16 protein-coding genes are annotated in these 25,227 nt (G+C 53.4%); all 16 read right to left on the bottom strand.

What is annotated here, in order from left to right:
• Positions 1-98 precede the first annotated feature (98 nt).
• Positions 99-9,803 (bottom strand): beta-propeller fold lactonase family protein, encoded by a 9,705-nt coding sequence (locus E2566_RS03850; RefSeq protein ID WP_107167820.1) that lies wholly within the window; start codon positions 9,801-9,803, stop codon positions 99-101.
• Between the two features lie 57 nt (positions 9,804-9,860).
• Positions 9,861-11,492, bottom strand: a complete 1,632-nt coding sequence (locus E2566_RS03845; protein ID WP_107167821.1) for a Tad domain-containing protein — start codon at positions 11,490-11,492, stop codon at positions 9,861-9,863.
• A 109-nt stretch (positions 11,493-11,601) separates the two neighbouring features.
• A complete protein-coding gene (locus E2566_RS03840; protein WP_107167822.1) occupies positions 11,602-12,240 on the bottom strand; it encodes a TadE/TadG family type IV pilus assembly protein in 639 nt (212 codons plus the stop codon).
• Positions 12,233-12,793: a hypothetical protein gene (locus tag E2566_RS03835; RefSeq protein WP_107167823.1), complete on the bottom strand. Its 561-nt coding sequence runs from the start codon at positions 12,791-12,793 to the stop codon at positions 12,233-12,235. The genes E2566_RS03840 and E2566_RS03835 overlap by 8 nt, the downstream gene beginning before the upstream one ends.
• On the bottom strand, positions 12,793-13,644 hold the full coding sequence (locus tag E2566_RS03830; RefSeq protein ID WP_107167824.1) for a tetratricopeptide repeat protein: 852 nt from the start codon (positions 13,642-13,644) through the stop codon (positions 12,793-12,795). Before E2566_RS03830 ends, E2566_RS03835 begins: the two co-directional genes overlap by 1 nt.
• 101 nt (positions 13,645-13,745) lie before the next feature.
• A complete protein-coding gene (locus E2566_RS03825; RefSeq protein WP_107167825.1) occupies positions 13,746-14,705 on the bottom strand; it encodes a type II secretion system F family protein in 960 nt (319 codons plus the stop codon).
• A 14-nt stretch (positions 14,706-14,719) separates the two neighbouring features.
• Complete coding sequence (locus E2566_RS03820; protein ID WP_107167826.1) at positions 14,720-15,700, bottom strand: type II secretion system F family protein; 981 nt, start codon at positions 15,698-15,700, stop codon at positions 14,720-14,722.
• Positions 15,701-15,718: 18 nt separating this feature from the next.
• Positions 15,719-17,125, bottom strand: a complete 1,407-nt coding sequence (locus tag E2566_RS03815; protein WP_107167827.1) for a TadA family conjugal transfer-associated ATPase — start codon at positions 17,123-17,125, stop codon at positions 15,719-15,721.
• 78 nt (positions 17,126-17,203) lie between these two features.
• Complete coding sequence (locus tag E2566_RS03810; protein WP_107167828.1) at positions 17,204-18,403, bottom strand: hypothetical protein; 1,200 nt, start codon at positions 18,401-18,403, stop codon at positions 17,204-17,206.
• A 14-nt stretch (positions 18,404-18,417) separates the two neighbouring features.
• The gene (locus E2566_RS03805; RefSeq protein ID WP_107167829.1) at positions 18,418-19,104 is read right to left on the bottom strand and encodes a CpaD family pilus assembly protein; all 687 of its coding nucleotides are present in this window, start codon (positions 19,102-19,104) and stop codon (positions 18,418-18,420) included.
• A gap of 21 nt (positions 19,105-19,125) precedes the next feature.
• On the bottom strand, positions 19,126-20,553 hold the full coding sequence (locus tag E2566_RS03800) for a type II and III secretion system protein family protein (protein ID WP_107167830.1): 1,428 nt from the start codon (positions 20,551-20,553) through the stop codon (positions 19,126-19,128).
• 80 nt (positions 20,554-20,633) lie between these two features.
• On the bottom strand, positions 20,634-21,578 hold the full coding sequence (cpaB, locus tag E2566_RS03795) for a Flp pilus assembly protein CpaB (RefSeq protein ID WP_107167831.1): 945 nt from the start codon (positions 21,576-21,578) through the stop codon (positions 20,634-20,636).
• A gap of 46 nt (positions 21,579-21,624) precedes the next feature.
• A complete protein-coding gene (locus E2566_RS03790; protein WP_107167832.1) occupies positions 21,625-22,176 on the bottom strand; it encodes an A24 family peptidase in 552 nt (183 codons plus the stop codon).
• A gap of 10 nt (positions 22,177-22,186) precedes the next feature.
• Positions 22,187-22,411, bottom strand: a complete 225-nt coding sequence (locus E2566_RS03785; protein ID WP_005971678.1) for a Flp family type IVb pilin — start codon at positions 22,409-22,411, stop codon at positions 22,187-22,189.
• Between the two features lie 308 nt (positions 22,412-22,719).
• Positions 22,720-24,234 carry a sensor histidine kinase gene (locus E2566_RS03780; RefSeq protein ID WP_107167833.1) on the bottom strand — a complete coding sequence of 505 codons (1,515 nt, stop codon included), beginning with the start codon at positions 24,232-24,234 and terminating at the stop codon, positions 22,720-22,722.
• A complete protein-coding gene (locus tag E2566_RS03775; protein WP_107167834.1) occupies positions 24,212-24,922 on the bottom strand; it encodes a response regulator transcription factor in 711 nt (236 codons plus the stop codon). Before E2566_RS03775 ends, E2566_RS03780 begins: the two co-directional genes overlap by 23 nt.
• Positions 24,923-25,227: the final 305 nt, after the last annotated feature.

Genomic DNA, 25,227 nt, shown 5'->3' with positions numbered 1-25,227 from the left:
CCCTTCATCTTGCAGGCAGTGGACTGATTACCGCCTGCAAGCGCCTGGGTTAGTGGTTAAGTAAATAAAATCTCGTCTCAATATTCAGTCTGCGTGTGCTATGCACGCAGGCTGCCCAATTCACTGAGCGCAGCCAGCAATGCATCCTGTTCCGGCTGATGCTGACGCAGCTGTTCGGTAAAGGCGGTTTTCCCCGTTGGTGCTAACGGCTCCACATCGTCGTTTTGAGTAGCGTGTGAAGGCAGTTGCATCGCGCCACGGTCGGTCGCCATCGCTGCGCCATCGCCCTGCCCGGTTTGCAGCGTGATCGGTACCGTCCGGCTAGTACCATCTGCGGCTTGGGCTTTCAGCACCAGTTGGATCTGGTTCACCTGCACAGCACTGGCATCGGTAATCCGTACGACACCGCTGCGGGCATCAAACTGCACCCACGCCGGTAGCGGACGCCCGTTCGCCAGTTGCAGCGTCAGCGTGGCATTACCTTCACGCACGCTGAACATGCGCTGCGGCAAGCTAAAGGCAAGCGCACCGGAGGCATCAGGCTGTAACGCGCCCTGCACGCTGCTGAACGCCGATTCCAGTGAAGTTGTTTGACCACGCACGCTCAGGAACAGGTTGGAATCCGCCAGAGAGGCTGGCGAACTGTCACGCACAGCGGTGCTAGCACGAGAAGAGAAGTTGACCTGATCCAGCGTCGGCATCAGCTGTGACATCACAGGATCGAGCACCCAAGGCGCATCCGATTGGCGCACCGTATCGGCATCGCGCTGGCGCATCGGTTCGATAAGGGGGTTAGTCGGTGACGACTGTGTTTCTGAACGAGACAGATCGGCGACAATGGCATTCAGCGGCTGTTCGCGTTCTCTTTCGCTCGCATCAACAGGTAGGCTTGCGCTCTGCTGCACCAGAATCACCGGAGCCGCAGTCGCGGTGTTATCGGGATTTGCAGGCTCCGTCGGCGTGCCAGGGTCAACCGGCGTTGCGGCAGCATTAACCGTCAGCGCCACATTCAGCGCCGCCGCGTTGCCCGCGCTGTCCGTCGCGGTAATCGTCAGGTTGAATGTTCCCGCCGTTAACGGCGTGCCGCTGAGAGTACGAGTTGCGCTATCGAAGCTCACACCGTTAGGCAATCGCGTATCGTCAACGGTAAACGTCAGCGCGTCATTTTCAGGATCGGTAAACAGCGAATCAGGTAAGGTATAACTCCAGCGGGTGCCAACCTGTGCGACAGGCGGGGTAAAGGCATCACTATTCCCCACAGGTGCCTGGTTCACAACACTATCGGAAATCGTTACCGTTGCCTCATAAGGCGTGGAATCCTGCTCTCCGTCATTCAGCACCACGCGGAGTGCTACAGAACTTTCATTAACCACTACCGTACTACGCCACCCCATTTGGCGCACAAGAGCGGTTGCTTCATCACGGGAAAGGCTGGCGGTAAACGTCACAGAAGCACGACCATCAGTCTGACTCAACGTTGCCACCGGTTGCCCATCTTTACTGATAACGTTACCCAAGACGGTAAAACCGTTGCCGGCAATCATCTCGAAACGATCGTTTGATGAAGCCGATTCACTACGTTGAAACACAACCGATGCGCCACGGTAATCCCCTGCCCCGCCATTTGCGGCATCTAATTCCGCATCGCTGAGTGTCAATGTTGGCACTACCGCTACCGCAGATCCTCCATTGGTATAGAAAGCACTTAGCGGAGTCTGGCGCATAACCACCAGCGCATCGGCAAGAATAATGAGCTCACCTCGTGGTGATACCGCAATTCTCTGGGCATTCGCCAGATTATTCTGGGCATCAATACGTTCCAACGTGTCCGCCGAATAATAAGCCAGAGAGCCATCGGATAAGGCGACATACAGCGTTTTATCATCCGCTGACAGTGAAATGTCTTCCACCGTCGCGGTGCCATTGATGGTGCCCAAATGCGTTAACGTTCCGGCAGCGTTGAGGCGGAAAGCATCGATCTTCATTGGGTGGTCAGTTACCGCGATTTCCCCTTCCCATGTGAAGGAGCTGGTTCGGCTATTCGCGATAAAGATCGTTTGACCATCGGCACTGACAGATACATGTTGCACATAGTCCAGATTCACGACCTTACCGGCGCTATCCGTTTCCCCTGAATGGAGATACGTCAGCGGGGTCAACTGGCCCGTTTCACTATTACGTTGGTAAACAATCAGGGATGAGCCGTTGCTGGGGTTGGTAACCACATAAACTTTATCTCCCTGCGTGATGACTTTCGTCGGAGCCCAGAGATAAGGCGGTGTTGACATATCATTATCAAGCGCTTGAAGACGGGTAAGCGTACCGGTCGTCGTATCTCGACCATAAACGATCACCGTCTCCCGATTCATCAGATAAAGGTTTTTCCCATCACCCGACAGCGTAATCTGCGCCGTATCCCAGAGCTGTTTCAGAGAGCTTTGCTCTGTCAGATTACCTTCACTATCGAGAGTGAAAGTAACAATAATGCCTTCGTTATTATTTCGTTGCAGAGCGTATAAATTCGCACCATCAGACGTCATTTGGAGTTGAATGACGCCGCTAGCAATCGCGCTCGTACGCATGTGCGTCAAGGTGCCATCAGCATTACGAGTAAATAACGCAATGTGACCTTGCTGGTCGGCAATATATACACGGCTACCGTCCGCAGACACCGCGCTGTTCGTTGAACCTGTCAGCCCAAATGCCGACAATTCCAGAGTTTGGAGTCGATCTAAATCACCAAATGACAGAACAGGATCGGTATTGACGGCTGGAACATCATTAATCTGTGTGATATCTATGGTTAAAGCCGTATCCTGAGACACCAGATAACGATCGGACAACGTTACCGTCACCGCCACCTGTGCGGCAGGCGTATGGCTGTCGCTGGCGTAAGTAACTTGACGTAGCGTGTTCTGCACATCTTCCGTGGTGGGAATGGTGCCAGCATTCGCGTTAAAGCGAATCGTCAGCACACCGTCTTTATTGCTGACCTGACCAATGGTTACGCCGTCTTTTTGCAGCATATCGCCCGATAACGTCAGGCCATTACCCGCATTGAAACCGAGTTTATCGAGTGCTGTTTTACCGTCGCCCAGCGTAATTTTCAGCGTCGCACCGTCATAGTTACCTTTGCCGCCGTTGAGTTTGTCCATCTGCGTATCGGACACCGTTGCGTCAGCTGCCAACGCAATAGGATCGGCACGTTCGGTATATGTCGGCGCCGCAACCGGAACGGTGATAACCGGCGCGGTATTGTCTTCTGTCGCGGGCACCAGCGTCAGCGTAATGCTTTGTTCCAGCGTGGTGACGGGGGAGCTTCCGCTATAATCATTCTCTTTAATGCTCAACGTAACGTGTCGTTCTCCGCTGCCGTTGCTACCCAGATAGTTGTAGCCGATGCTGTCAATCATCGCTTCGGGGCCAATACCGTCTTGCTCAACATAGAGGGTAACGGTAGCTTTGCCATCCACAACGTCAACCAGATACTCCATACCCGACGTAGTTCTCCTGACACCGTTAGTGTCTTCAAGAACGATCGTTTCACCGCCTACGCTTATGGCTTCATTCGGACCTGATGCATCAAAGGTTAGTATCACTTGCCAGATGGTTTGCCCGCTTTCGACCGTATCAATCTGGGTATCTTTAAACAGCTTCACAAACTCGCCGTTGCCCGGAACCGATGGATTCAACACCGTCGTCGTCAGTACAGCCGGATCGTTTACGCCAATCAGATTAACCGTCACGTCCAATGTCGCAACGTTATTGTCGCCATCATTAATGCTGAAGGTGAAGACAGGTGATGCGCCCGCATGTTCAGGATCTTTGCTACTGTTGAGATAGGTGATCTGACGCAGCACGTTCTGCGCATCCGCTTTTGTCACCGCTGCGGTAAAGGTCACTGTCAACGCACCGTCAACCTGCGTAAAAGTGGCGATCGTGGTGCCATCTTTGACGATATTATTACCGTCCAGCGTTAAGTCGTTATCAGCCTTAAAGCCGAAGACGTCTTCCAGTAGCCCGCCCGTTTGCCGACCTACCGTGATGCTCGCACCGCTATAATCACCCTTTCCTTCATTTAACGCATCGAGCTGCGGATCGGACAGACGGCCTGACGGCAGTAACACCGTTGCGCCATCACCTTCGGTGTAACTCGCACCGGCGGTACCGACATTCAGCACATGAACCTTATCGCCGCCAATCAGATACAGTTGCTTACCGTCTGCACTCAGTTCTACATTTTGTAGATCCGAGAAGGAAATATTGATCGAGCTATCCCAGCCGCCGCTAATTGTATTCTTCAGCGTGAGGCTGCCATCTTCGGCACGAGCGAAAACAGAAATATTCTTGCCAATTACGAACAGCGCCGTACCATCGGCAGAAACCACCAAACCGGTTGCCAATGCTTCACCGCTATCGCCTCCGTCATCGGTAATTGGCGTTGTCTCCGTAAGCGAGAGCGCCCCATCAGCCCCCACCGTTATCGTATTAAGCGTGTACTGAACGCCATCAGCATTAATCGCATACAGCGTTTTGCCATCAGGTGACAGGGCAAGTGAATTGATGTAATACAGGTTGTCGCCTTCAGCTCGAATCTGGGAAACCTGAGTGAGCTTGCCCTCGGCATCAATACTGAAACCAGTGACGCCAACGGTATCACCTGAACCCGACACGAACAGGTAACGCCTTTCAGGATCAAGCACGAGACGGCTCGCCCCGATCAAATTATCAGTCTGAGAAACCGACGTCAGGGTACCGTCCGTCCCGCGCTTAAACACCAGCACGCTGCGGCTGTCATTATCACTGCCAGACTGGGCAGCGGTGAGATAGAGATAATCGCCTTGAGAAACAATGTGAGAACGCACATCCAGCGAACGCCCTCCCAGATCAGCCTGATCGAGGACACCGGCTTGCGTCAGTTCCCCATCGCTGCCAACGCGGAAAAGGGTCACCGCATTGCCTTCACTGCCTACCACATACAGGTACTGCCCATCGGCAGACAGGGTAACGTCTGATGCCCCCGCCAACGCGGCATTGTCCACAATCTTATCAAGCTCTTTCGTTTCATCGTTATACACGGAGCGATAGTTATAGAAGGTCTTCGACAGGGTAAATTTGCCTTCTTCGTTACGGACAAACACGCTCAGTACCGCTGAACCACTATCCGGCGAACTGACAACGTAGAGCGTTTTTCCGTCAGCAGACAACGCGGTGTCTTTTACCCCGTTCAGTACATCCACATAATTATTAGAGTCATTGCCCTCAAGATTGTAATCATCCTGAAGGGTGCTGGATTCACCGCCAATCGTCGGCACCTGTGCAGGATTAGGGGCAATGGTCAGCGTCAATTCGTGGTCTACGCCCTCGCCTGACGCATCGCTTACCGTGACGGTAACGTCAAACGTACCCGCTCCATTAAGCGCAGACGTACCAGAAATGGTACGTGTTGCAGGGTCGAAATCGAATCCATCAGGAAGACCAGTGACTTTCCACGTCAGCGTGTCATTTTCAGGATCGCGAAAGAGATTTTCTGGCAGCACTGCGGTGTACGATTGCCCAGCGACGGCTGACGGCGGTACGTACCCCGTGTTATCCACAACTGGCGCTTTGTTCTCTACCAGCGCCAACAACAGGCTGGTATCTTTAGACCCATCGCTCAAGGTGATCTTCAGTGGAATCGATGCGCCTGCCGCATCACCATCATTGCGGTAAGTGATCTGATGCAGAACCTGATTGGCAACCGCTTTTGTGACGCTTTCGGTGAACACGATCGACACCGCGCCTTCATTCACATTAAGCGTACCCATTGTCTCGCCTTGATACTGAATATCACTGCCGGACAGCGTCAGACCGCCGCCATCCTGGAAAGCGAAGTGGTCATTTGCCGACGCGGCACCGTTGCGGCTAATCGTGATTGATGCACCCTTATAGTCATCAGCAGCATCCAGCTCTTGGTCTGACAGCATGACACCTCTGGCAAACGCGATATCCGTCGTCTGGCTATAAGGGGCATTTGCCGTTGCGGTGAACACGTTTAACCCGGCAAAGAACGTGCTGACACCCGCATAGATATTCTTACCATCGGCACTGACAGCAAGATGGTTGACGGTGTTAACTGAGAGGTCAACACCGTTACGGAACGTTAGTGCCCCAGAATTAGCGTCGCGGGCGAATACCAGCAGTGAACTACCGCCGAACGCCGCAACATACAGCGCTGAGCCGTCCTGAGAGATAACGATTTCACGCAGTGATGTCGCGCGTAACTCAGTAGGAACGTGGCTTTCACTGTTGTACAAGTCCATTATGCCAGCGTAGGTCAGCGCGCCTGTATCGCTATCACGGCTGAAAATCGAAACGGTACCCTGTGAGTTTGATGACACATAAACAAAACGGTTATCGGGTGAAATAGCGATGTCTTGCAACGCTGTCAGGTAACGATCGTCCTTCGGAATTTCCGCACTATTTACGTCAGCCGCGATCGTGCTTTTATTAACCGTCGCGACATAACTCAGGTTACCCGTCTCCGCATCACGCGAAAGTACGGTAATGCTGTTGTTCCCCTGATTAGAGATATAGGCTGATTTACCATCGCTGGACAGCACAATACCACTCGGGCTTTTCAGCGGGAGGGTATCACTGCCGATCAGTGAACCAACAAACGTCAGCGCACCAGAGGTGGTATCACGCGAGAAGAAAGCCACGGCGTTTTTACCCGTAGAGCCATCCATCGGCGTCACACCATTAATGGTATACAGTGAGGTGCCGTCGTCGGATATGACGATCTCGGAAACGGCCGCATCCAGGCCGCTAACGCCATCCACACCCTGTGTGGCAACAATGCCGACATAGCTCAACTGTCCCGTTGTGGCATCGCGGCTAAACTGCACCAGCGAGTAGACACTGGTGCTTCCCCCCGCCGCATAGCCTGCCACATACACGCTGGTGCCGTCTTTCGACTGTGCCAGCGTGGTGATCGTGTTCAAACCGTTAACTTCAAACGCGGGAGTAGACGGATCATCCTGCTCGCCCTGCGTGAAACTTTGCAGTAGCGTCAGCTTACCGTTTTCCGCATCACGCGCGTAAACGCGCAGGTAAGTCTTTCCACCGTTATTGTTCCCTTCACTGCCGGTGACCAGCAGGGTTTTACCATCCTGAGAAACACTCATTGCCGAGACGCGTTCATTGTAATCGCTGAGCTTGCCGTCGTTGTAAAACAGCGCAGCATCAGGGGAATAGGTTACCTCGATCGCGGGTTGCTCATTTAAGGCCAGATTGATACTGCTGGAGACAGTCAGCGTCGCAGTATCATTTCCACCATTGGCGATACCGCCGTTATCCTGCAATTCTGTTAGCGTAATGGTACGTAAACCGCTGGCGCTGGTACTTTCTTTACCAGCAGAATAGCTCATGCCGTCGACCAGCTTCATCATCGCCATACTGCTGATACCCTGAGCACTGCTTAGCACCAGAGAAGACTCACCATTCACGGCGTTATAGGTGTAGCTATATTGGTAACCACTCACCGTGGTGCCCGCACTGTCCTCACTGAGATCGATGGCCGTACCATCCACCGTCAGGTATTCCTGATGCGGGTTATTTAGGCCACCAATACCGATCGACAATTTTGTCAGCGCCTGCCCAGCTTCTCCGGTGTTAACCGCCGTGTCTTTGAACAGCGTGACGGATGCACCGCGCGTATCCAACGTCAGGTTGCTTCCGCCCTGGCTAACCAGCGCTGGCGCACTGTTGGCAGTCAGCAGCAACGCAATGCTCGTCACCGTACTGTTGAGCTCACCATCGTTCGCCGTCACCGTCAGCGCCACCGTCTCGGTGGTGCTCTGGCTGCCGATATTGCGATACGTAATCTGTTTCAGGACCGCATTAGCGGTTTCTTTTGTCACATCAGCAGTAAACGTCACGCTGAGCGTGCCTTGATTCTGTGCAAAAGTGCCAATTTCTACGCCAGCTTGCAGAATTTTTCCGCCTTGCAGCGTCAGGTCATTACCTGCGCTTAGGCCGAATTGATCGTCTGCCGAGGGGGTTTCACGACCAATAGTCAGCGTGGCACCGTTATAGTTACCCGCACCGCCGTTTAACACATCCAGATTGCTATCGGACAGCGTGACATGATCGGCAAACGGTAATTCACGGCCATAGAGGTAAGTGCGTAATGCGCTAAAGCGTTGGATTGCTTCGCCAGCCACCAGAAGTGATTGCCCATCTGGCGACAGCACCATGCCATGCGTATCGCCAATATTCGTCATCTGGCCGCTTTCATTTAGCGTCCCCGTAGAAGTATTGACGCTATAAATTTGCAACGTACCTTCGCTGCTTAAGGCATAGAGCTGGCTACCATCAGCGTTAAGATACAGCGCGTTGATGTTTTCCAACGCTTTCGTATCCACACGGGTCAGCGTCTTTCCTTCGGTGCCATCACGCAATTGATAAACGCTGATTTCGCCGTTATCAGGATCGGCGACATAGATAAACTGCTGATCCTTCGAGATCGCCAGTTGATAATCCACCGCGCCATAACCTTCCCCAGACGTCTCCAGCGTTGTGACAGAAACTAATGTCCCGGTTTCACTCCGCTGGAAAACCGACAGCGTGTGCTTTGCTCCCATCCCAATCGTGAAAACATAGTTACCGCTGCTCGCCACAATACCGCTGCGATCGATCCCGCTGTCACTTACGCGCTGGAGGAATGTCAGGCCCCCTGTCGTCGCATCGCGAGTAAAGACGACCAAACCGTTCCACTGTGTGGCGACATAAACCTGTGTACCATCACTGGAGATGGCCAGCCCAGTAATATTGCCGTTTTGCGAAGGGATTGTCTGGGTATCGCTGCCCTCGACTTGAATCACCTGTCCGTTGTCGCCAAGGCTAAGGGCGACAATATTGTTATTGCCCGTGATAGCGTATAGCGAACGGTTATCTGCGCTCAGCGCGATGTCTTTCACACCTTTAAGCGCGCTGATATCACTCAGCGTTTGGCTCAACGTCAGTTTGCCATGCTCACCAACCGTGAAGACACCCAGTGTTCCATCGCTTCCGATGGCATAGGCACGCTCGCCATTACTGGAATAGCGCACGTCCTGTGGCGATTCCATACCGGGTACAATAATAAGTTCTGCCAGTTCAGGCGCATCCGATACAGACACCACTGGCGCGACGTTGATTTTGCTGTCAATGGTGATGGTCGAGTGGATATTCAGTTCGGCAGTATCGCTCTCATCACTCAGACTCTTCAGTGTTACCGTTACATCGCCACCTGCCACGGTTTTATCGAGTGGTCGGTAAGTCATACCCTCGATCAACGTAGCAACATCGTTGGGCTGAAATGCATCAGATGAATCAATGCTCACCGTAATGGTTGTCGTCGCGCCGCTTACCGCAACGGTATAGCCGTATTTTCCAACACCTTCCGTCGTTCTTGCGCCATTAGCGGCCTCCAGCGTAATTTCCGTACCGTCGATGACGATTGCCTGATTCGCACCTGAACGATTGACGGTAATCACCAACTCTTTCAGTTCCTGCCCGTCTTTATCCGCTGACACGCTAACGCCGCTGAACAGATCGATCGGTTCGAAGCTGCTGCTGGTGTCGGTAACGGTGACCGTCGCCTTAACTGGCGTGGCATCAACACCGGGCGCGGTATCCGTTGCTGCAACAGCAACGTGTGCAGCCACATCGGCAACGGTAGCCACAGCTGCAGCATCAAACATCATGCGCGGTTCCAATACCCACGCCTGACGCGGAGGGCGCGTTAAGGCTGAACCAGATTTTGAGCGGGAAAAAGTCATCGTGTCATGTCCTGTAATAAAGGGGCAAATCGCGTTATTTCTGGCTACCTTCAGCGGTCATTCAACCAGCCGAACATAGCCGCCCTCGGTTTCGATCTGGCCGGCGATACGATCCAAACGCCGAATCAATTGATCCTCAACGCCTTCTGCACCAAAGCCCGAACCATCGATAAAGCTCATACGTTTTTCGCCCTCAGTGCAGACCAGCAGGCCCGGCGTCGCTTCTCTGTCGAACAGGTTGCGACCGAAGTCTTCTGGATCGCCGGGGCGAATGCCGACAAAATAGAATTTGATGTTGCTTGCGCGGAAGCTGGAGCACAGATCGTGAAAGCGCTGTACGGCAAAGGAGCGGGCAAGATCCGTTCCAGTACCGCCACGAAATTCATTGCGATTGAAGTTATAGCTGTCGGTGTCAAACCAGTTACCGATGGTGTTGGCCATCATCACAATCACTTTTTGCCCGTCACCGTTGCCGTCCAGATTGAAATCCAGCGGCAGCTTGGAATCGCCCCAGCCGTCTGAACCGCGCATGTTTGGCGACAGCGCCGCCCCTGCCCACGACATGCCGATGGCGTAGTTCACGTTAAAACGGGCAGAAAATTGATCGATACGTTGATCCAGTTTGCTTTTTTCGTTGGTCAACGGCATCAATGCCGCGTTCGGGCATCCTCGGTCTGCCACGATAAAGCGGGTATCTACAGCATTGGAGTCGTTATCCCACGGATAAAGATCGGGGTTGGGACCGCGCCAGCTAATCGGTGGGGCGCCGGGGCTGTCGTTTTGCGGCAAATCGTGACGGTAATACACACGAAATTGCCCAACGGGCGGTTCATCCCAGAAGAAGTTTTCTTCCCGACCCAGTCCACGGTACATGCACAGCAGGTTAGCGCGCCGATCGGGGAAACGGCGGTCTGCCAGGCTACTCACCACACCACTGGCAAACAATGAACGCAGCTCCGGTGGGTTCAGTGCACTCGGTGTAGACCAACGGCGAATCCGGTTCGTATCTTCCGCATCGTACACATTGACCGATTGGCTGTACGGCACCAGCGACAGCCACAGGTTGTCGCGCTTAGTATCTCCACTACTGAGCAGACGCTCGACAAACGAGCGACTGACACTTTTCAACGCGCGAATATCAGCATCACTCATATCCCCCGTCACTGGCATAACCAGGGCGACTTCCGTCGGGCGATTGATGACTTCCGAGGTCGAGTACACTTCCTGAGCCCTAGACCCCAAACTCAACAGGCTGGGCTTGGTTTCAAAAGCCACGGTCACGGTATAGGTTTTACGCGTAGCGCTATTGCGCCCTTCAGTGACGGACACGTCGCCCGCCACCAGTTTTTCACTCAGGGCCTTATTCATTCCCAGATTGCTTTTGACGTATTCATACGCCAGCGTATTGATGTCTTCCTGACTGTATTCTTCGCCATTGATGGTGGCCTGATGGCCAACGGCCAGCGCGGCGGCATCCGTCGCACGCTTGATCTGCGTCGCATCACCCGTTGACGTTGAGGTATCCACAATGAAAGCCGCCGTCACCAACAGCGCCATCGCCCCTAGCGTATAGAATGCGGTACCCGCTCCCTTTTCCTGCTGAATAAAAGCAGACAGGCGTTCGCGCCAGAACAGAGTGGTTCTGCTATCGTCTTTTTTTACTCTTCTGTTCTGTAAGGTTTTTTTCATCAATTTCTATCCTGTGTACCTGGATTCAGCGCGTACTCATCCCGCCCATAAAACGGGAAAATAAAAACGACATTGCTCATAGTGATAGCGTTATTATTCCGGCTCGGGATTACGGGTTCCGCTCATCCTCTTCTAATCCGGCTTCTTTTCTGAGTGTCTCATCCAGCGTCACCACGCCAATAGCCACCCGGTTGATGGATGAAGCATGCAACATGCCGCCCAGTGACAAGCCCCCCAACAACCCGACATCTTTCCCCTCACGGCAGATTTCGACTACCATCATAGAGGTGTTCTTACTGCCTTCTTCCCGGTCTCTTTCCGGCAGTTCAGGCGTATATTCTTGACCGGGCAGCGTCTCGCTTTCGGCGCAAAGTGCTGCCGCCGTCCCTCGACTTAATTGCCAATACAGTTCGCCAGTCTGGCGCACGTTACTGATTAACAACTGGTAATTTCCCGTTCCTTCCGTTGGCAACACCGTATCAAGCAAGCCTTGTAGCCCTTGCTCATCCAGCGCCTGCTGCATCGCTAATATTGATGCAATGGCACCCGCACGCTGTTCCATTCGCGTACGCTCCAACCCAACGGTGTAAATATCCGCACACAGCGAACCTATCGCCAGCACGATCGGAAACGCCAGCGCCGTTTCTACCGCAGTAGAAGCACGGCAAGAATGCCAGAAGCCGCGGAGCCTGCTCAGGAAGCGGCTGATATGCAACACATGACGGGGTTTCAATAAGCGATCAGTCATTACGCAGTTCCGTCCCGAACACATGTTTGTACTGGTAGCGGAAAGTGTCACCCAGCGTTAACACCTCCGGCAACGGCGTAATAAACGCCTTTTTGATCTGCACCGTCACGGACCACACGGGCAACGTCGTGGTTGCCTCGCTATCGGGATCGACCTGACTGCTATTTCCGTTTGTTAACCCGCCAAGCTGAGTCAGATTGTCGAAGTGCAACACGCTAACGGTTAAATCGTCTTCCTTGAGGTAGCCATAACCGGCCTCAATCATGCGCGCCTTCAGTCGGGTTCCCATCTGTTCCGCACTGTCCGATACAAGGTTATCAAGACGAAAAGTCTGTACCGCTTTATCCAGCGCGGCGCTGCCGATGGCGATCACGAGCCCGATACGTGCCAGTTCAAACAGCATCATCACGCCAACCAGCACGACGGGCACCAGAAACGCCACTTCAGTCGCGATTACGCCGCATGTGCTACGCCAGTTGCGATCCTGACGCGGCACGATTCCTTGCACTCTGCCTGCATCACGCGTGGAGGAACGACGGTGAAACCACGCCATTACTCAGGCGAACTCAATTGCAGGCGTTGACGACTGGATAACAGCAGCGCTTCGCCACGAGATTTATCCTGCTGCATCTGCTGTAAACGCTGATTCAACTCATCGATCAGTCCATCAATACGCTGCGGCTGGGCAATGGTTGTCAACGCCGCACGTGCCTCATCGTTTCTGCCACCAGCAAGGTAGGCTAGCGCCAGATTCAACTTGCCCGTTGCGTTACTGCCATCGACCGAACGCAGCAGGGAAATCGCTTTGTCCGCATTGCCACTTGCCAGCCATGAGAGCGCCAGATTGTTGAGCGCCGCGATATCTGCCGGATTCACCTGTAGCGCTTTTTCAAACAGCTGACGCGCCTCTGCATGTTTGCCCGATGCATCCATCACCACACCCATGCCATTGAGTGCGCCTGCGTCGTTCGGCTGCGCTTTCAGCGCACAGGTAAAGTCAGTTTGCGCCATCGCATTACGTCCCAGCGCAAGCTGTGCACGTCCCATTCCCAGACACACCGCCAGCGCTTCTTCCTTCGTCATTTTACTGGTATCACCGCCCAGCGCCTGACGTGCTCGTCCATATAATTCCAGCGTTTGCTGCGGCGAACGCGCTAAAGCAGCCACACTGGCATACTCCAGCATCTCAGCCCCTTTCAGCGCATCACGGCTATCGAGGCGCGCATACACTTCCGTCGCCGCTTCAACACGCCCTTGATCGCGCAGTAGGCGTGCCAGACGCAGGCCTTCATCCTTACTGCCCTTAATCGCCATTGAGCTGCCGCATCCCACCAGCACGGTACTGACGATCAGCAGTGCCAGCATGGGCGCACCGCGCTTGAGTTTTGCTACCAGATCGACCATCTTCGATAACTCCATCGGTTGTCACCCTTGCGACTCCCAGCGCATATCGGGAATCGATGTTTTAAAATCAATACTTTTAAAATCAATATTTTAAAAAAACGCTACTGCGCCAGCAGGCGGACCACCCGCACCAGTGCAGGTGATGCCATGATGGCGATAATCGGTGGCAGGATCAGCGCCATCAACGGCACGCTCAACTGCGCAGGCAACTTGCCCGCCTTCTCTTCCAACCCTAAAATCAACGTCTTGCGACTTTCATCCGCAATCGTACGCAGCGCCTGAGACAGCGGCGTACCGTAGCGCTCCGCCTGAATCAGTGTTGCGACCATGCTTTCGATCTCGCTGACTTTGGTACGCTCTGCCAGATGTTTCATCGCCAGCGTGCGATCCGACAGGATCTGTAGTTCGGCAGCGGTGTAGTGCAGTTCATCCGCCATTTCCGGTGACGATAGCCCCAACTCCTTCGACACCACCTGCAATACACGCCCGATAGGCAAACCGGCTTCGGCACAGACCACCATCAGATCCAGTGCATCCGGCACCGCACGCGCCAGCTTTTCACCTCGACTTGCTGCACGCCACTTCAGCCACCACTCCGGCACCATAGAGCCGACAAAGAAGCCAATGAGTCCCGCAGCGACTCCCGTCAGGCCAGCACGGTCAGCAGGTGGCAGCCATCCCCACACCAGAGCGATCGCGAGCAGCGCGCCGGCGGCAAATTTCCCCATGACCAGCCAGCCCACCGCTTCGTTACGGCGGAGGCCTGCCAGATCCAGCAGGCGGCGCAGATTGCGACGATCGCGTTCCGCTCCCGACAGACGCTCCCCCTGTGTGGCAAGGGGCTGCAACAGCTTTTCCAGCAGGGGGGAAAGGGTTGTTCCCTGACCTCTCAGGATGTTTTCCTGAGAGGTCGCCTCTATAGAGGCCGTGGGCAGATGCCCGCGCATGCGAATTTCCAGCTGCTTGTATTGCTGTGTTTTATGATGCGTACGGGCCAGATAGATTCCAGCCACCATCAGCACGAGCGCCAGCAGCAGTAAAGGATCGTCAAAAACAGTCATGAGTGGCTCACCCTTTACCCTATCCGTTTAACCATAACGTGTGTCACCAGCATGCCGATCGAAACGCTGCATAAGGCGTAAATCAGTACCGTTGTCCCCACCGGATCGGAGAACAAAAAGCTGAAATCCTCCGGCGATTTCATGTACAGATAGGCCAAACAGCCGGGAAACAATGCGGCGACAATCTTGGCCGATGCACGTGCCTCAGAGGTTTTCGATTGCACTTTAAGTTGCAGTTCCCGCCGGTCACGCAGCGTAGCGGACAAACGCTCAAGCGTTTCACCTAGTCGTCCACCCGCTTCCTGATTGATGATCAGAATCACCACGAAGAAACGGTATTCGGACATCGGCACTCGCGTGGCCGAGGCCTGAATCACCTGACGCAGTGGGATGCCGAGCCGCAGCCAGTGATCGATCGTCTTAAATTCATTCGCCAGCGGCCCGGTCAGGTGCTCAGCGACAATCGAGAAAGTATTCGCGACAGGCACACCCGCACGGCAGCTACGCGTAATCGCATCAATCGCTTCAGGCAGGCTCTCACGTAACGCTTTCAGGTGCTTTTGCAACGTCGATCGAAACATCAGCATGCCGATACTGACAAACAACAGCAGTGTAAATATCAACCCCATCGTAAGCGGCAGCAGAGTACGTTGCCCCAGGATCATACCGAGTATCAGGCTGGCTGCCGCCAGCGCGAGGGAACGCTGAAGCAGGTTCTTTTTCCAGCCAATAAACGCCATCTGCGCCCAGAGGATCGCTAACCAGCGCCCGATAACAGGAATTCCCATCAGCGGCGTTTTAATCTCGTCACGCAGGATTGAATCAGACGCCACGGCGGCTACCGATGGACTCACCTCGTTCAAAACCTGTTGCCAGCGTTGTTCACGCTGCATGCGTTGCTGACGTGATTTTCTCCAGGCGTTGACCGCCAAAAGCAGCATCAGCACGCTGCAAAACACCAGCAGCGTAATCAGATTCAGGCGTAAATCACTCATCAGCGTCTCCTCAGCCCATCACTGCGCATCAAACAAATGCGCTTTATCGCTGTAGAACTGCGGGCGCTGTATGTGCTGCACATATTCACCCGTCAACAGACCCTGTCCATCCATCCCCTGGATATTGAAGCTGAACAGATCCTGAAGTTGGATCACTTCATTCTCCATGCCACAGACTTCGGTAATGGACACGACACGGCGCATGCCGTCACGCATACGTTCGATTTGCACGATCAGGTGAACGGCGCTGGCGATCTGCCGACGGATCGCCATCAGCGGCAGTTGCATGTTCGCCATCATCACCATGTTTTCCAGACGCTGTATCGCATCACGCGAGGTATTGGCGTGCACCGTACATAGCGAACCGTCATGGCCGGTGTTCATCGCCTGCAACATGTCGAAACTTTCGCCACCGCGCACCTCACCCAAAATAATACGATCAGGGCGCATACGCAGTGCGTTACGCATCAGATCGCGCTGATCGATGCGGCCTGTACCTTCGGCGCTGACAGGGCGGGTTTCCAGTCTCACGACATGTTCTTGTTGCAATTGCAGTTCGGCGGCATCTTCAATGGTGATGATGCGATCGGTACTGCCGATTTTCTGCGACAGCGCGTTCAGCAAAGTGGTTTTACCCGCCCCCGTACCGCCAGAAACGATCACGTTAACGCGCGCCTGCATGGCTTTGTTCAGCACATCCGCCATCGCATAGGACATACAGCGGCGCTCCGCCAGCATTTCCAGCGACAGGTTGCGGCGCATGAACTTACGGATTGAGATCGTGGTGCCGTCGATCGCCAGCGGATAGGTAATGACGTTAACGCGGCTACCGTCAGGCAGACGCGCATCCACCATTGGGCTAGCTTCATCGATACGCCGCCCGACCGCCGCTGCAATACGCTGCGCGGTATTAAAAACATGTTCTTCATCGATGAAGGTAATCGGCGACAGCTCCAGCTTGCCAAAACGTTCGACAAATACCTGACCTGCACCGTTAACCAGAATATCGTTGACCGTATCATCCGCCAGCAACGGCTGGATCGGCCCGATCCCCGTCATCTCATCCAACATTTCGGTGGCGATGGCTTCCTCTTCCTGTCGAGAAAGCTGCAAGCGCTGCTCATCACAGATACGGCGAATGACCGTTTCGATCTGTACCAGCAGCTTGTCACGCCCCATCATCGCCGCTTTACCCGCGTCGATCTGATCGTAAAGCTGTGCACGGATAATACGGCGCTGACTCGTCCGGTTGTCCGTCTGGCGGGCTGCTGGCGTAGCCGATCCTGAAGACGTATTTGCCGCAGGTTGCGTGCGGTTCTCCGCAGCAGGACGCGTTTTCAGTTCTGCCACATTGGCAGCAGGCGCAGGCTGAGGCGTGCTTTTTCCTGCTTCACTTTTTTGCAGGTTATTCTTGCGAATCAACATAATCCTTAACCCAAAAAACAGTCCGTAACCCTAAAATAGTCGGTTAACCCTTTGAGAAACGCCGACCGCTGAACATCATCAGGCTCGCTTTAACCAACGCGAGAACCAGCGTTTTTCCGCCTGTCTGGCGCGTACACCGCAGGCTAAATCGACCAGTTGGCGTAATCCCTGCTGGAAAGCAGGCGCTGCGGCGAAATTTAATGCGCCGAGAGCGAGGCTCTGCGCCAGCGCATGACCGGCATTAGGCAGCACGACATCAATCTTCCGGCCAATAAACTGTTCGAACTGATCGCGACTCAGCGGTGCAGTCGTGGCAAAGCGGCTCTGGTTATGCACCAACAGCAAACGCTGCCCTTCGCTTTCATCACCGATCTCATTCAGTACGCGCCGTACATTGCGTGCATCCTGAAGCGTCAATTCCGTCACGATAATGCGCAGATCCGCATAGGTCAGCACATCCAGCGCCCCTGCCGGGTAGCTGCTGGGCAGATCCCAGATAACCTGATTGAACATGCGGCACAGCGCACCGCCAAGATTCAGTACGTTATCTACGTCAACCGGGCTCAGCTCACCCAGTTCTGGCTTCTGTGCCAGCAGGTGCAAACGCGTATCGACACGCAACATCGCGCGCTGAAGCAGTCGGGTATCCAGTTCCTGAGTCCCCAACACCGCAGCCAGCCCCGCATCATCGGTTTGCCCCTGCAACAGCAGTTGGTCACCGTTACGACGGTCAAAATCCACCAGTGCCACAGGTAAATGACGTTCACCGGACAGCAGACGGCTCAGTCCCATCGCGACAGTACTTCCGCCGCTTCCGCCGCTGGCGCTGACGACAGCAATCGTCCTGCCAGTACGGGCATATTCCGGCCCAGACTGCTCGCCTTCGCACTTCGCCAGCGTTGCCGCCAGCAGATCCAGCGTGAACGGCTTCACCAGATAATCCACCACGCCCGCCTGAAGCAGGGCGCGGTACAAGCCAACATCCTGCTCTTTGCCCGTCGCAATCACTTGGCTGGTGGGGCCGCAGACGCTCAGCAACTCTTCCAGAGCCGGAAGCGGCCAATGCGCCCCTTCCAGATCTACCAGTAAAATGTGTGGTGGCACATTCAGTTCGCACCACTGACGAGCAGCGGTAATACCACCGGGCATCACCGGAACATCCGGCTGTTTCAGACGCGTGAAGAGATCGCTAATATCGGCCACATCGCGCACGTCATTGGCGAACGCGACCAGCGGCAGCGCCAGTTCTTCACCATCGTTAGGGGTAATTTCACTCATGGAATGTCACGCCCTTAATCTTCTTCAAAGTTAATGTCGATGAGCTCTTTCACTTCACCTTTGTGATAGCGTTCAATGCTATTCACCGCCGCTACGCCATCCGCATCATCCAGCGCTTTCGCCTGAATCAGATCGCGTGGCTCGGCGACCATCATCGCCAGGTTGTTTTGCGTGGCGCAGCCGAGAGAACCAATCGCCTCATAGGGCTTCACCATCAACTGGTTGGGATCATTAATCGTACAACGGGTGGCTTTGACCACCAGTGCCTCGGAGATCACTTCCAGATCGCCGTTCTGACCGCTCGCCGTAGAACGGCGCATCTGTTTCACGTTCTGTGGATTAGCACCAGCGTTTTTAAGCACGGTCGCTAATCTTCCAGCCATCTGCTCACCGCTCGCACTGTGCGGAATCAGCGTGATCGTCTGTGCCGATAACCGCCCCTGATCCTTCAACATGACGTTGAGCTGCTTTAACGACTCAGGGAGGAAGCCCCGCCCGTTCGGCGCAGCCACTAACGGCATGGACACCGATGACGGCTGGACGGCGATGGGTTGCAGAGCAGGTTGGTCAAAACGCTGCATACGTACATCGTTAATCGGTTTATTCCATCCGCAGCCTGCCAGCAGAAAAACGGCGGTCAGCACCGCTGCACGCAGGGGCAGAGGACGAAACGGAGGGTGGTTGCTATTAATCGTTTTCATGTGTTATTTCCCCTCGCGAACTCAGTAGAGATAGCCGATAGATGCAGAACGTGGCATGGACGAATCCAGCATTTTCACGCCTTGTCCCGGCGTCTGAAGATCGCCTGCATTAACCGGTTCAACCACATAAGCGGTCGCGATAATCACCAGTTCCGTTTCTTCTTGGCTGGTGGCTTCGCTTTCAAACAGGCGGCCAAACATCGGGACGCTACTCAGCCCTGGCACGCCGTTGATTGTCTGGCTACCGGCGCTACGCAACATGCCCGCCAGCGCAAAGCTCTGTCCGCTGGCCAGCTCTACGGTGGTATCCGCACGACGTACCGTTAAGGCTGGAATACGTGAGCCGCCTTCCAGCTGTACGGAACCGACGTCCGTGAGTTCACTGACTTCCGGCGCAATGTGCAGGCTGATACGGTTAGCAGACAGCAGCGTTGGCGTCATACGCAGAATGACGCCGTAGGATTTGTAATCGATGCTGACGCTGTTGTTGGTGATCAGGACGATGGGGACTTCACCACCCGCAGCAAACGCGGCGGTTTCCCCTGACATCGCCGTCAGGTTGGGTTCGGCCAATACGGTCGCCATGCCCTGCTGATTCATGGCGGTTAACAATCCACTCAGTCTGGAGCGGCCGAAGTTCAGGAAGCCAGAATCCGTTGGGTTAGCAAATCTTCCGGTTGTGGCGTTGAACAGATTCAGACGCGAACCGCTGCCTGCGGTCATGTTGCCGCTACCGGTGCTCAGTGATGCCGCCCAGTTGAAGCCCAGTTCACTGGTTAACTTGCGGGACACTTCCACCACGCGAACCTGAATATTGATTTGCGAAGGCGTTTTGATTTTCAGCTGGTTGATCACCTTGCCGGAGGATTCGCTGGAGCCCGGCAATTTTTCGCCACCGCCACCACCACCGCCCTGCCCGCCTGAGGACGCGCTGATATAAGCCTGTATACTGTCGATGACGCGTTTAGCATCCTGCGGGGTATCGACGCTGCCGCGTACAATGACCCCACTCGGGATCGAAGCTTCCAGTTGGATATCCGCACCGGGGAATTCACGCTTCATGCGTTCACCCAGTGCTTTCAAATCATGTTCAGACACCAGACGAATGGCGTTGATGACATTGCCATTTTCGTCCATCGCATAAAGCGTGGTCGTACCGACACTTTTGGCGTAAACAAACAGATTCCCCGGTGAAGGCAGTTCAAAGCTGGCAATATTCGGATCGGCCACCAGCACGCTGTCCGGCAACGCATCAAGCTGGAGTAACCGCCCCTGATGCACGGTCAGGTGCACCACATTGGTTTCAGCGACTTCAGACACCCCGGCAGCCTGCGTGGTCACAGGCAACATCAGCATGACAGGCAATACTGCATTAAACAGGCTGGCAATCAGCAACCGTTTGCACGTTCCCCGAGCGTCCGATTTCAAAAACAGCGAAAACATCGTCATTTACTTAATTTCCGTAATGGGCTTTATTTTTCTACGATCAGCACACGGCTCTCCGCAGGCTGTCAGATTACGTGTTCGTCCTATCGGGCAGGGAACGCGACCACGTCTTTTTGTTCACCGCGATAGACTTTTACCTTGTGACTTCCGGCGGATAATGCACCGTAGATATCCGTCGCCTGTGGCACGGTGGTCACCAGCGGACGCCCGGTCAGCGAATCAACCGCATCATCCTGCTCGGCACTGCGCAACGCTAAATGCAGAATGCCCAGCTCTTTTGCCACGGCCAACACCTCAGCCTGCTGCGGTGTCACTTCCAGCGTAACGGTTTGGTAGGTAGCGGAACGCGCACGAGGACCTGCGGCAGGCTCACGGCTTTTGGCTGCGGCATCAAGCGCCACATCGTCTTGTGCAACATCTGCACGTAGGTAAACAGGGGAGTGAACTTTATCGTTCAGCGCCAACACGCGTAAATCACGCGCAATGGTTTGTGATGCCAGCAGCGGCATGACTACGGGTTGCGTACGGCTTGGCGGTAACTCAGGCTGATCGTCCCTTTTCATGCTGAGGATCACATCTACACGATCGTTTGGCGTCACGAGGCCAGCGCTGCTGGCAACGGCGCTGGTGGGAACAGAAATGGCGCGCATCCCTTTGTGCAAGACCGCTGCGACAAAGCCCGGTTCATTCGGCTTCACCAGCACGTTACTTGTCAGCGCGGAACCTTCTGTCACGGTTTCACGCAGCGTCGCACCGAATAGCAGTGATTGGCTGTCTTTACCGCGAACAAAGTTAAACGTACGGGAAACAGGTTCCTCAGTGACCTGCCAGCGCAGTGATGCGGAATCAATAAAATCACCGGGATGCAGATCTTTCGCCGCCACCAAAATAGCCGTTTTTTCCGGTGCCTGAACAACAACCGGAGGCGGCGGTGGGGGTGCAGAAGAGAGATGGCTGCGTACCATTAACGCAACAATACCTGCCAGAACGAGCGCGCCTGACAGTACGTATGTAGAGTTCACTTTCATTTCAACTGGCCTACCCTAGCGTGTGTGTCTTAAAGCTGCGACGGAATTAAAACAAAGGAAAAATCAGGACATATATCGCGCCAAATGCAATCGCGACACCGTAAGGTATGCCTTGAGAAAGATCGGCGGGCAACGCGGGTGGCATAGGCAGCCGACTCTTGAATATCCGGTTAGTGGTTTGGATGCCCAACGCAACCGCTGTCGGCACGGTATTAAGCAGAGGCAGACTCAATGCCAAAACACCGCCAGCCAGCGCTGTTACCATGACGAAAACGATCTGGTGCCCTTGCCCAACCCACAGGCACAGCACACTCATCAACTTCACATCCCCGGCACCCAATCTACCCGTGAGGAAAAGTAAAAATCCCACAACCAGAACGACCGCCGCACCGGGCAACGCCCATAGCATTTTCCGTAATGCCGACATATCTAACGCACCGGATTGCAGGACATGTAAAGCGCTGAAGAACAGCCAGCCCAGCAATAAAATCAATACCGCCTGATTGGTAATTTTTCGTACTAACAGATCGGTGCTGATACACCACAGCAAGCACCCTACCAGTAGCGCTATCTGTAGCCAGTGCGTGTAATCCGTCATCTTGCGTGAGTTATTTCGCAGCGCCGGATGAACCACCGCCCGTCGTACCCGTGCCGGTAATCTGATCGGCGATTTGGGTGAATTTTTCATTCAGCGCTTTCACGAAGATACCGTCGCCGCCGAAAATAGCACCGATGGCCGCCGCCATTGCCGCCGCGAGGATGCCGTATTCGATTGCCGTTACACCGCTTTCGTCACGCAGGAAAGAACGTAATTTTGTTTTCATGTTTTTCATGGAAAGATTCTCTATCCGCCGCCAAAGAAATCATGGCTTACTTGGAAATCGGGGGGAGCCATGATGATAATAAGATTAATAATGAGACTTATTATCAAGCGCCGCAAGCAGCAGAACATTAATATTCGTTAATCTTTCCATACAAATAATTATCGATACAAATCAATAGTTAACATATTTTAACCTTACCGATAAAACTGATAAATATTCATATTTTTTGCAGGGATATTCATAAAAAATCATGAGAGGAACATCGTAGTAAGCAATATGTGATCGCTTATTGCGCGGGGTATTAACCAACGAATGGATTAACATCGGTTAAGACAGAGGTAGACGTTCAAGCCCGGCTCGGAGGAATCCAGGTAAAGTTTTCCACCATGTAGATCGGTAATCGCCTGAACCAAAGATAGCCCCAGACCATAACCAGACTGAAACCAGGTATCCAGCCGTTGAAAGCGCTGTAGCGCTTTAGCATGAAGTGCGGGCGGAATGCCCGGCCCACGGTCAGCAACGCTCAGCGCGATCCAACCGCGATAAAGCGTCACACTCAACGTGATGTATTTCCCTTGAGCCGCATATTTCAGCGCGTTCTCTACCAGATTAGCCAGAGCCTGAAACAGCAGCGCCCGATCGCCGAAGAGTTGGATGCCTGACTTAATTTCAATCTTCAGTTGGCAGCCCCGAGCTTCCGCCAGCGGTTGATAGTATTCCGCAATTTCTTCCAGCAGTTGGCGCGCTTCAATGTTCTCAAACTGGTGCACGCAGCGCCCGCTTTCAATTTCACCGATACGCATCACGGTGCGGAACAGCCCGAGAATTTTGTGCACCTCATCCACGGCCAAATTCAATTCATCACGAATGTCGTTATCCAGCCCTGTCCGCTCTGTCAGGTTAAACAGGCGGTTTTGTAAATGCGTCAACGGCGTACGCAGTTCGTGTGCAACATGGCTCGATGTATTACGCACCTGCTCCATCAGTCGCTCAATACGTTCCAGATTCTGGTTAATATCGGCGCTCAGGCTGTCAAAATCATCGTCGTAAGGCGACAACGGCATACGTACCTGCTGCTCACCGCTGCTGTAGCGATGTAAAGCCGTGCGAATTTTCTCCACACTGCGTAAGCTACGTAAGCTGAAATGGCGGCTGACAAACAGGCAGAAAAGCAGAACAACAAACAGACCAGCCCCTGCTACCAGCGGAATCGTTCTCACCCGCTCCAACATGGGCCGAATATTGTACGCGGTGAATAGCACGCCTCCGTCATCTAACATGACAGACAGACCAATCAGATTAGGATCGTCCGGGCTGGAAATTTCGGCCTTGAGACAGCTGACATCCATTTGGCAATCGGTATGTTGCCGCATTTCCAGAGGATGCATGTTTGTGGGATGCGGTATTAATGGGTCCGGCTTTAATGGATGCACCTTTAATGGATGATTGTGATACAGAATACCACCCTCTTTATCCATCACCAGAAACAGCGGTAACTCGTCACCCTTTGCGCGATTATCCTGCCGCAATTGCGTAATCAGGCTATCGGCATTCGTTAAACGCGACTGCATTGAGTAATCGTAAATATTACCCAAAATAACTTCGCGAACATGCGTTCTAATCAATGTTTCACTTAATGAGCTGAAGCCGACAATACACATCAGCATCATTAATAAGAACAGAAAAACAATGGTTATTGCCTGGCGAAAATTAGAGGTGCATAAGAAGCCAGGATATTGGCTTGCCCCAAGTAATTGCCAATGTTTTATTTTTATCTGCCAGCGCTGCCCCAGCCTCTTTATTTTTATTTTATTCAGCGTGGCTGCCAACATCGGTTTTACCCTTATCTACCGCGCCTAATGCATAGCCCATTGCTCTCAACGTTTTAATTAATGGACGAGGGAACCCTTTATCAATTTTCGCCCGCAGCTTTGACATATGAACATCGATGAGGTTAGTCTGCGGATCAAAATTATAGCCCCATACTCGCTCTAACAACATCGTGCGCGTAATTGCCTGGCCTGGATTTTCCATTAATATAATCAGTAACTTGATCTCTTTATCGGTCAAGTCGATACGTTTGCTACCGCGCCATGCTACACGCTGCATACGATCAAGTTGCAGATCTTCAAAAGTTAGCATTGACGGATTATCAGTATGACGTTTACTACGCCGCGCCATAATATCCAGACGTAATCTAAGCTCATTAAAGTTAAAAGGTTTACCGAGATAATCTTCCGCACCAAGTTCTAATCCCATGACGCGATCAACATCACGATCCAGAGCCGAAAGCAGCATAATAGGCGGATGACGAGACCCTTGTAATTCACGTAATACCGTAAATCCATCCATGATGGGTAGCATTCTGTCCAACAGAACGACATCATAAACTTCATCCTTGATCGCTTTTAATGCGTGTGCGCCATCGTGCACCATTCGGCAAGAATGGCCGTGGGAATGTAATTTAGACCCCAGCCAATGGCACAGCACAGAATCATCATCAACCACTAATACACGCATAAATGTTCCCCTATAAACGCAGATTTCCCCTCATTAATTTAGGGTTAATAGGCATTTATTTTTTATCTGGTCCTTCAAACAGCCATTCATCCCACACGGTTCTGATACCGTGCGGGCCGTTTTTACTTCAGAGATTTTTGTTTCTAAGCTTTCTATTCATGGCTTTTCTACTTCTAAGAAAAGTCCTACAGATAATAACAATCATTATCATTTAATGACAAGCAGTTTACAATCGTCTGACGCTGTTCTTAGATCCGGCGTATAAAAAACATCCCCATTGCTTACGCAAGGGGGATGGAGAGGAA

It is taken from the genome of Pectobacterium punjabense, assembly GCF_012427845.1.
Classification (GTDB): domain Bacteria; phylum Pseudomonadota; class Gammaproteobacteria; order Enterobacterales; family Enterobacteriaceae; genus Pectobacterium; species Pectobacterium punjabense.
The sequence above is the reverse complement of the archived record's forward strand: the minus strand, read 5'-3'. Positions and strand labels throughout refer to the sequence as shown.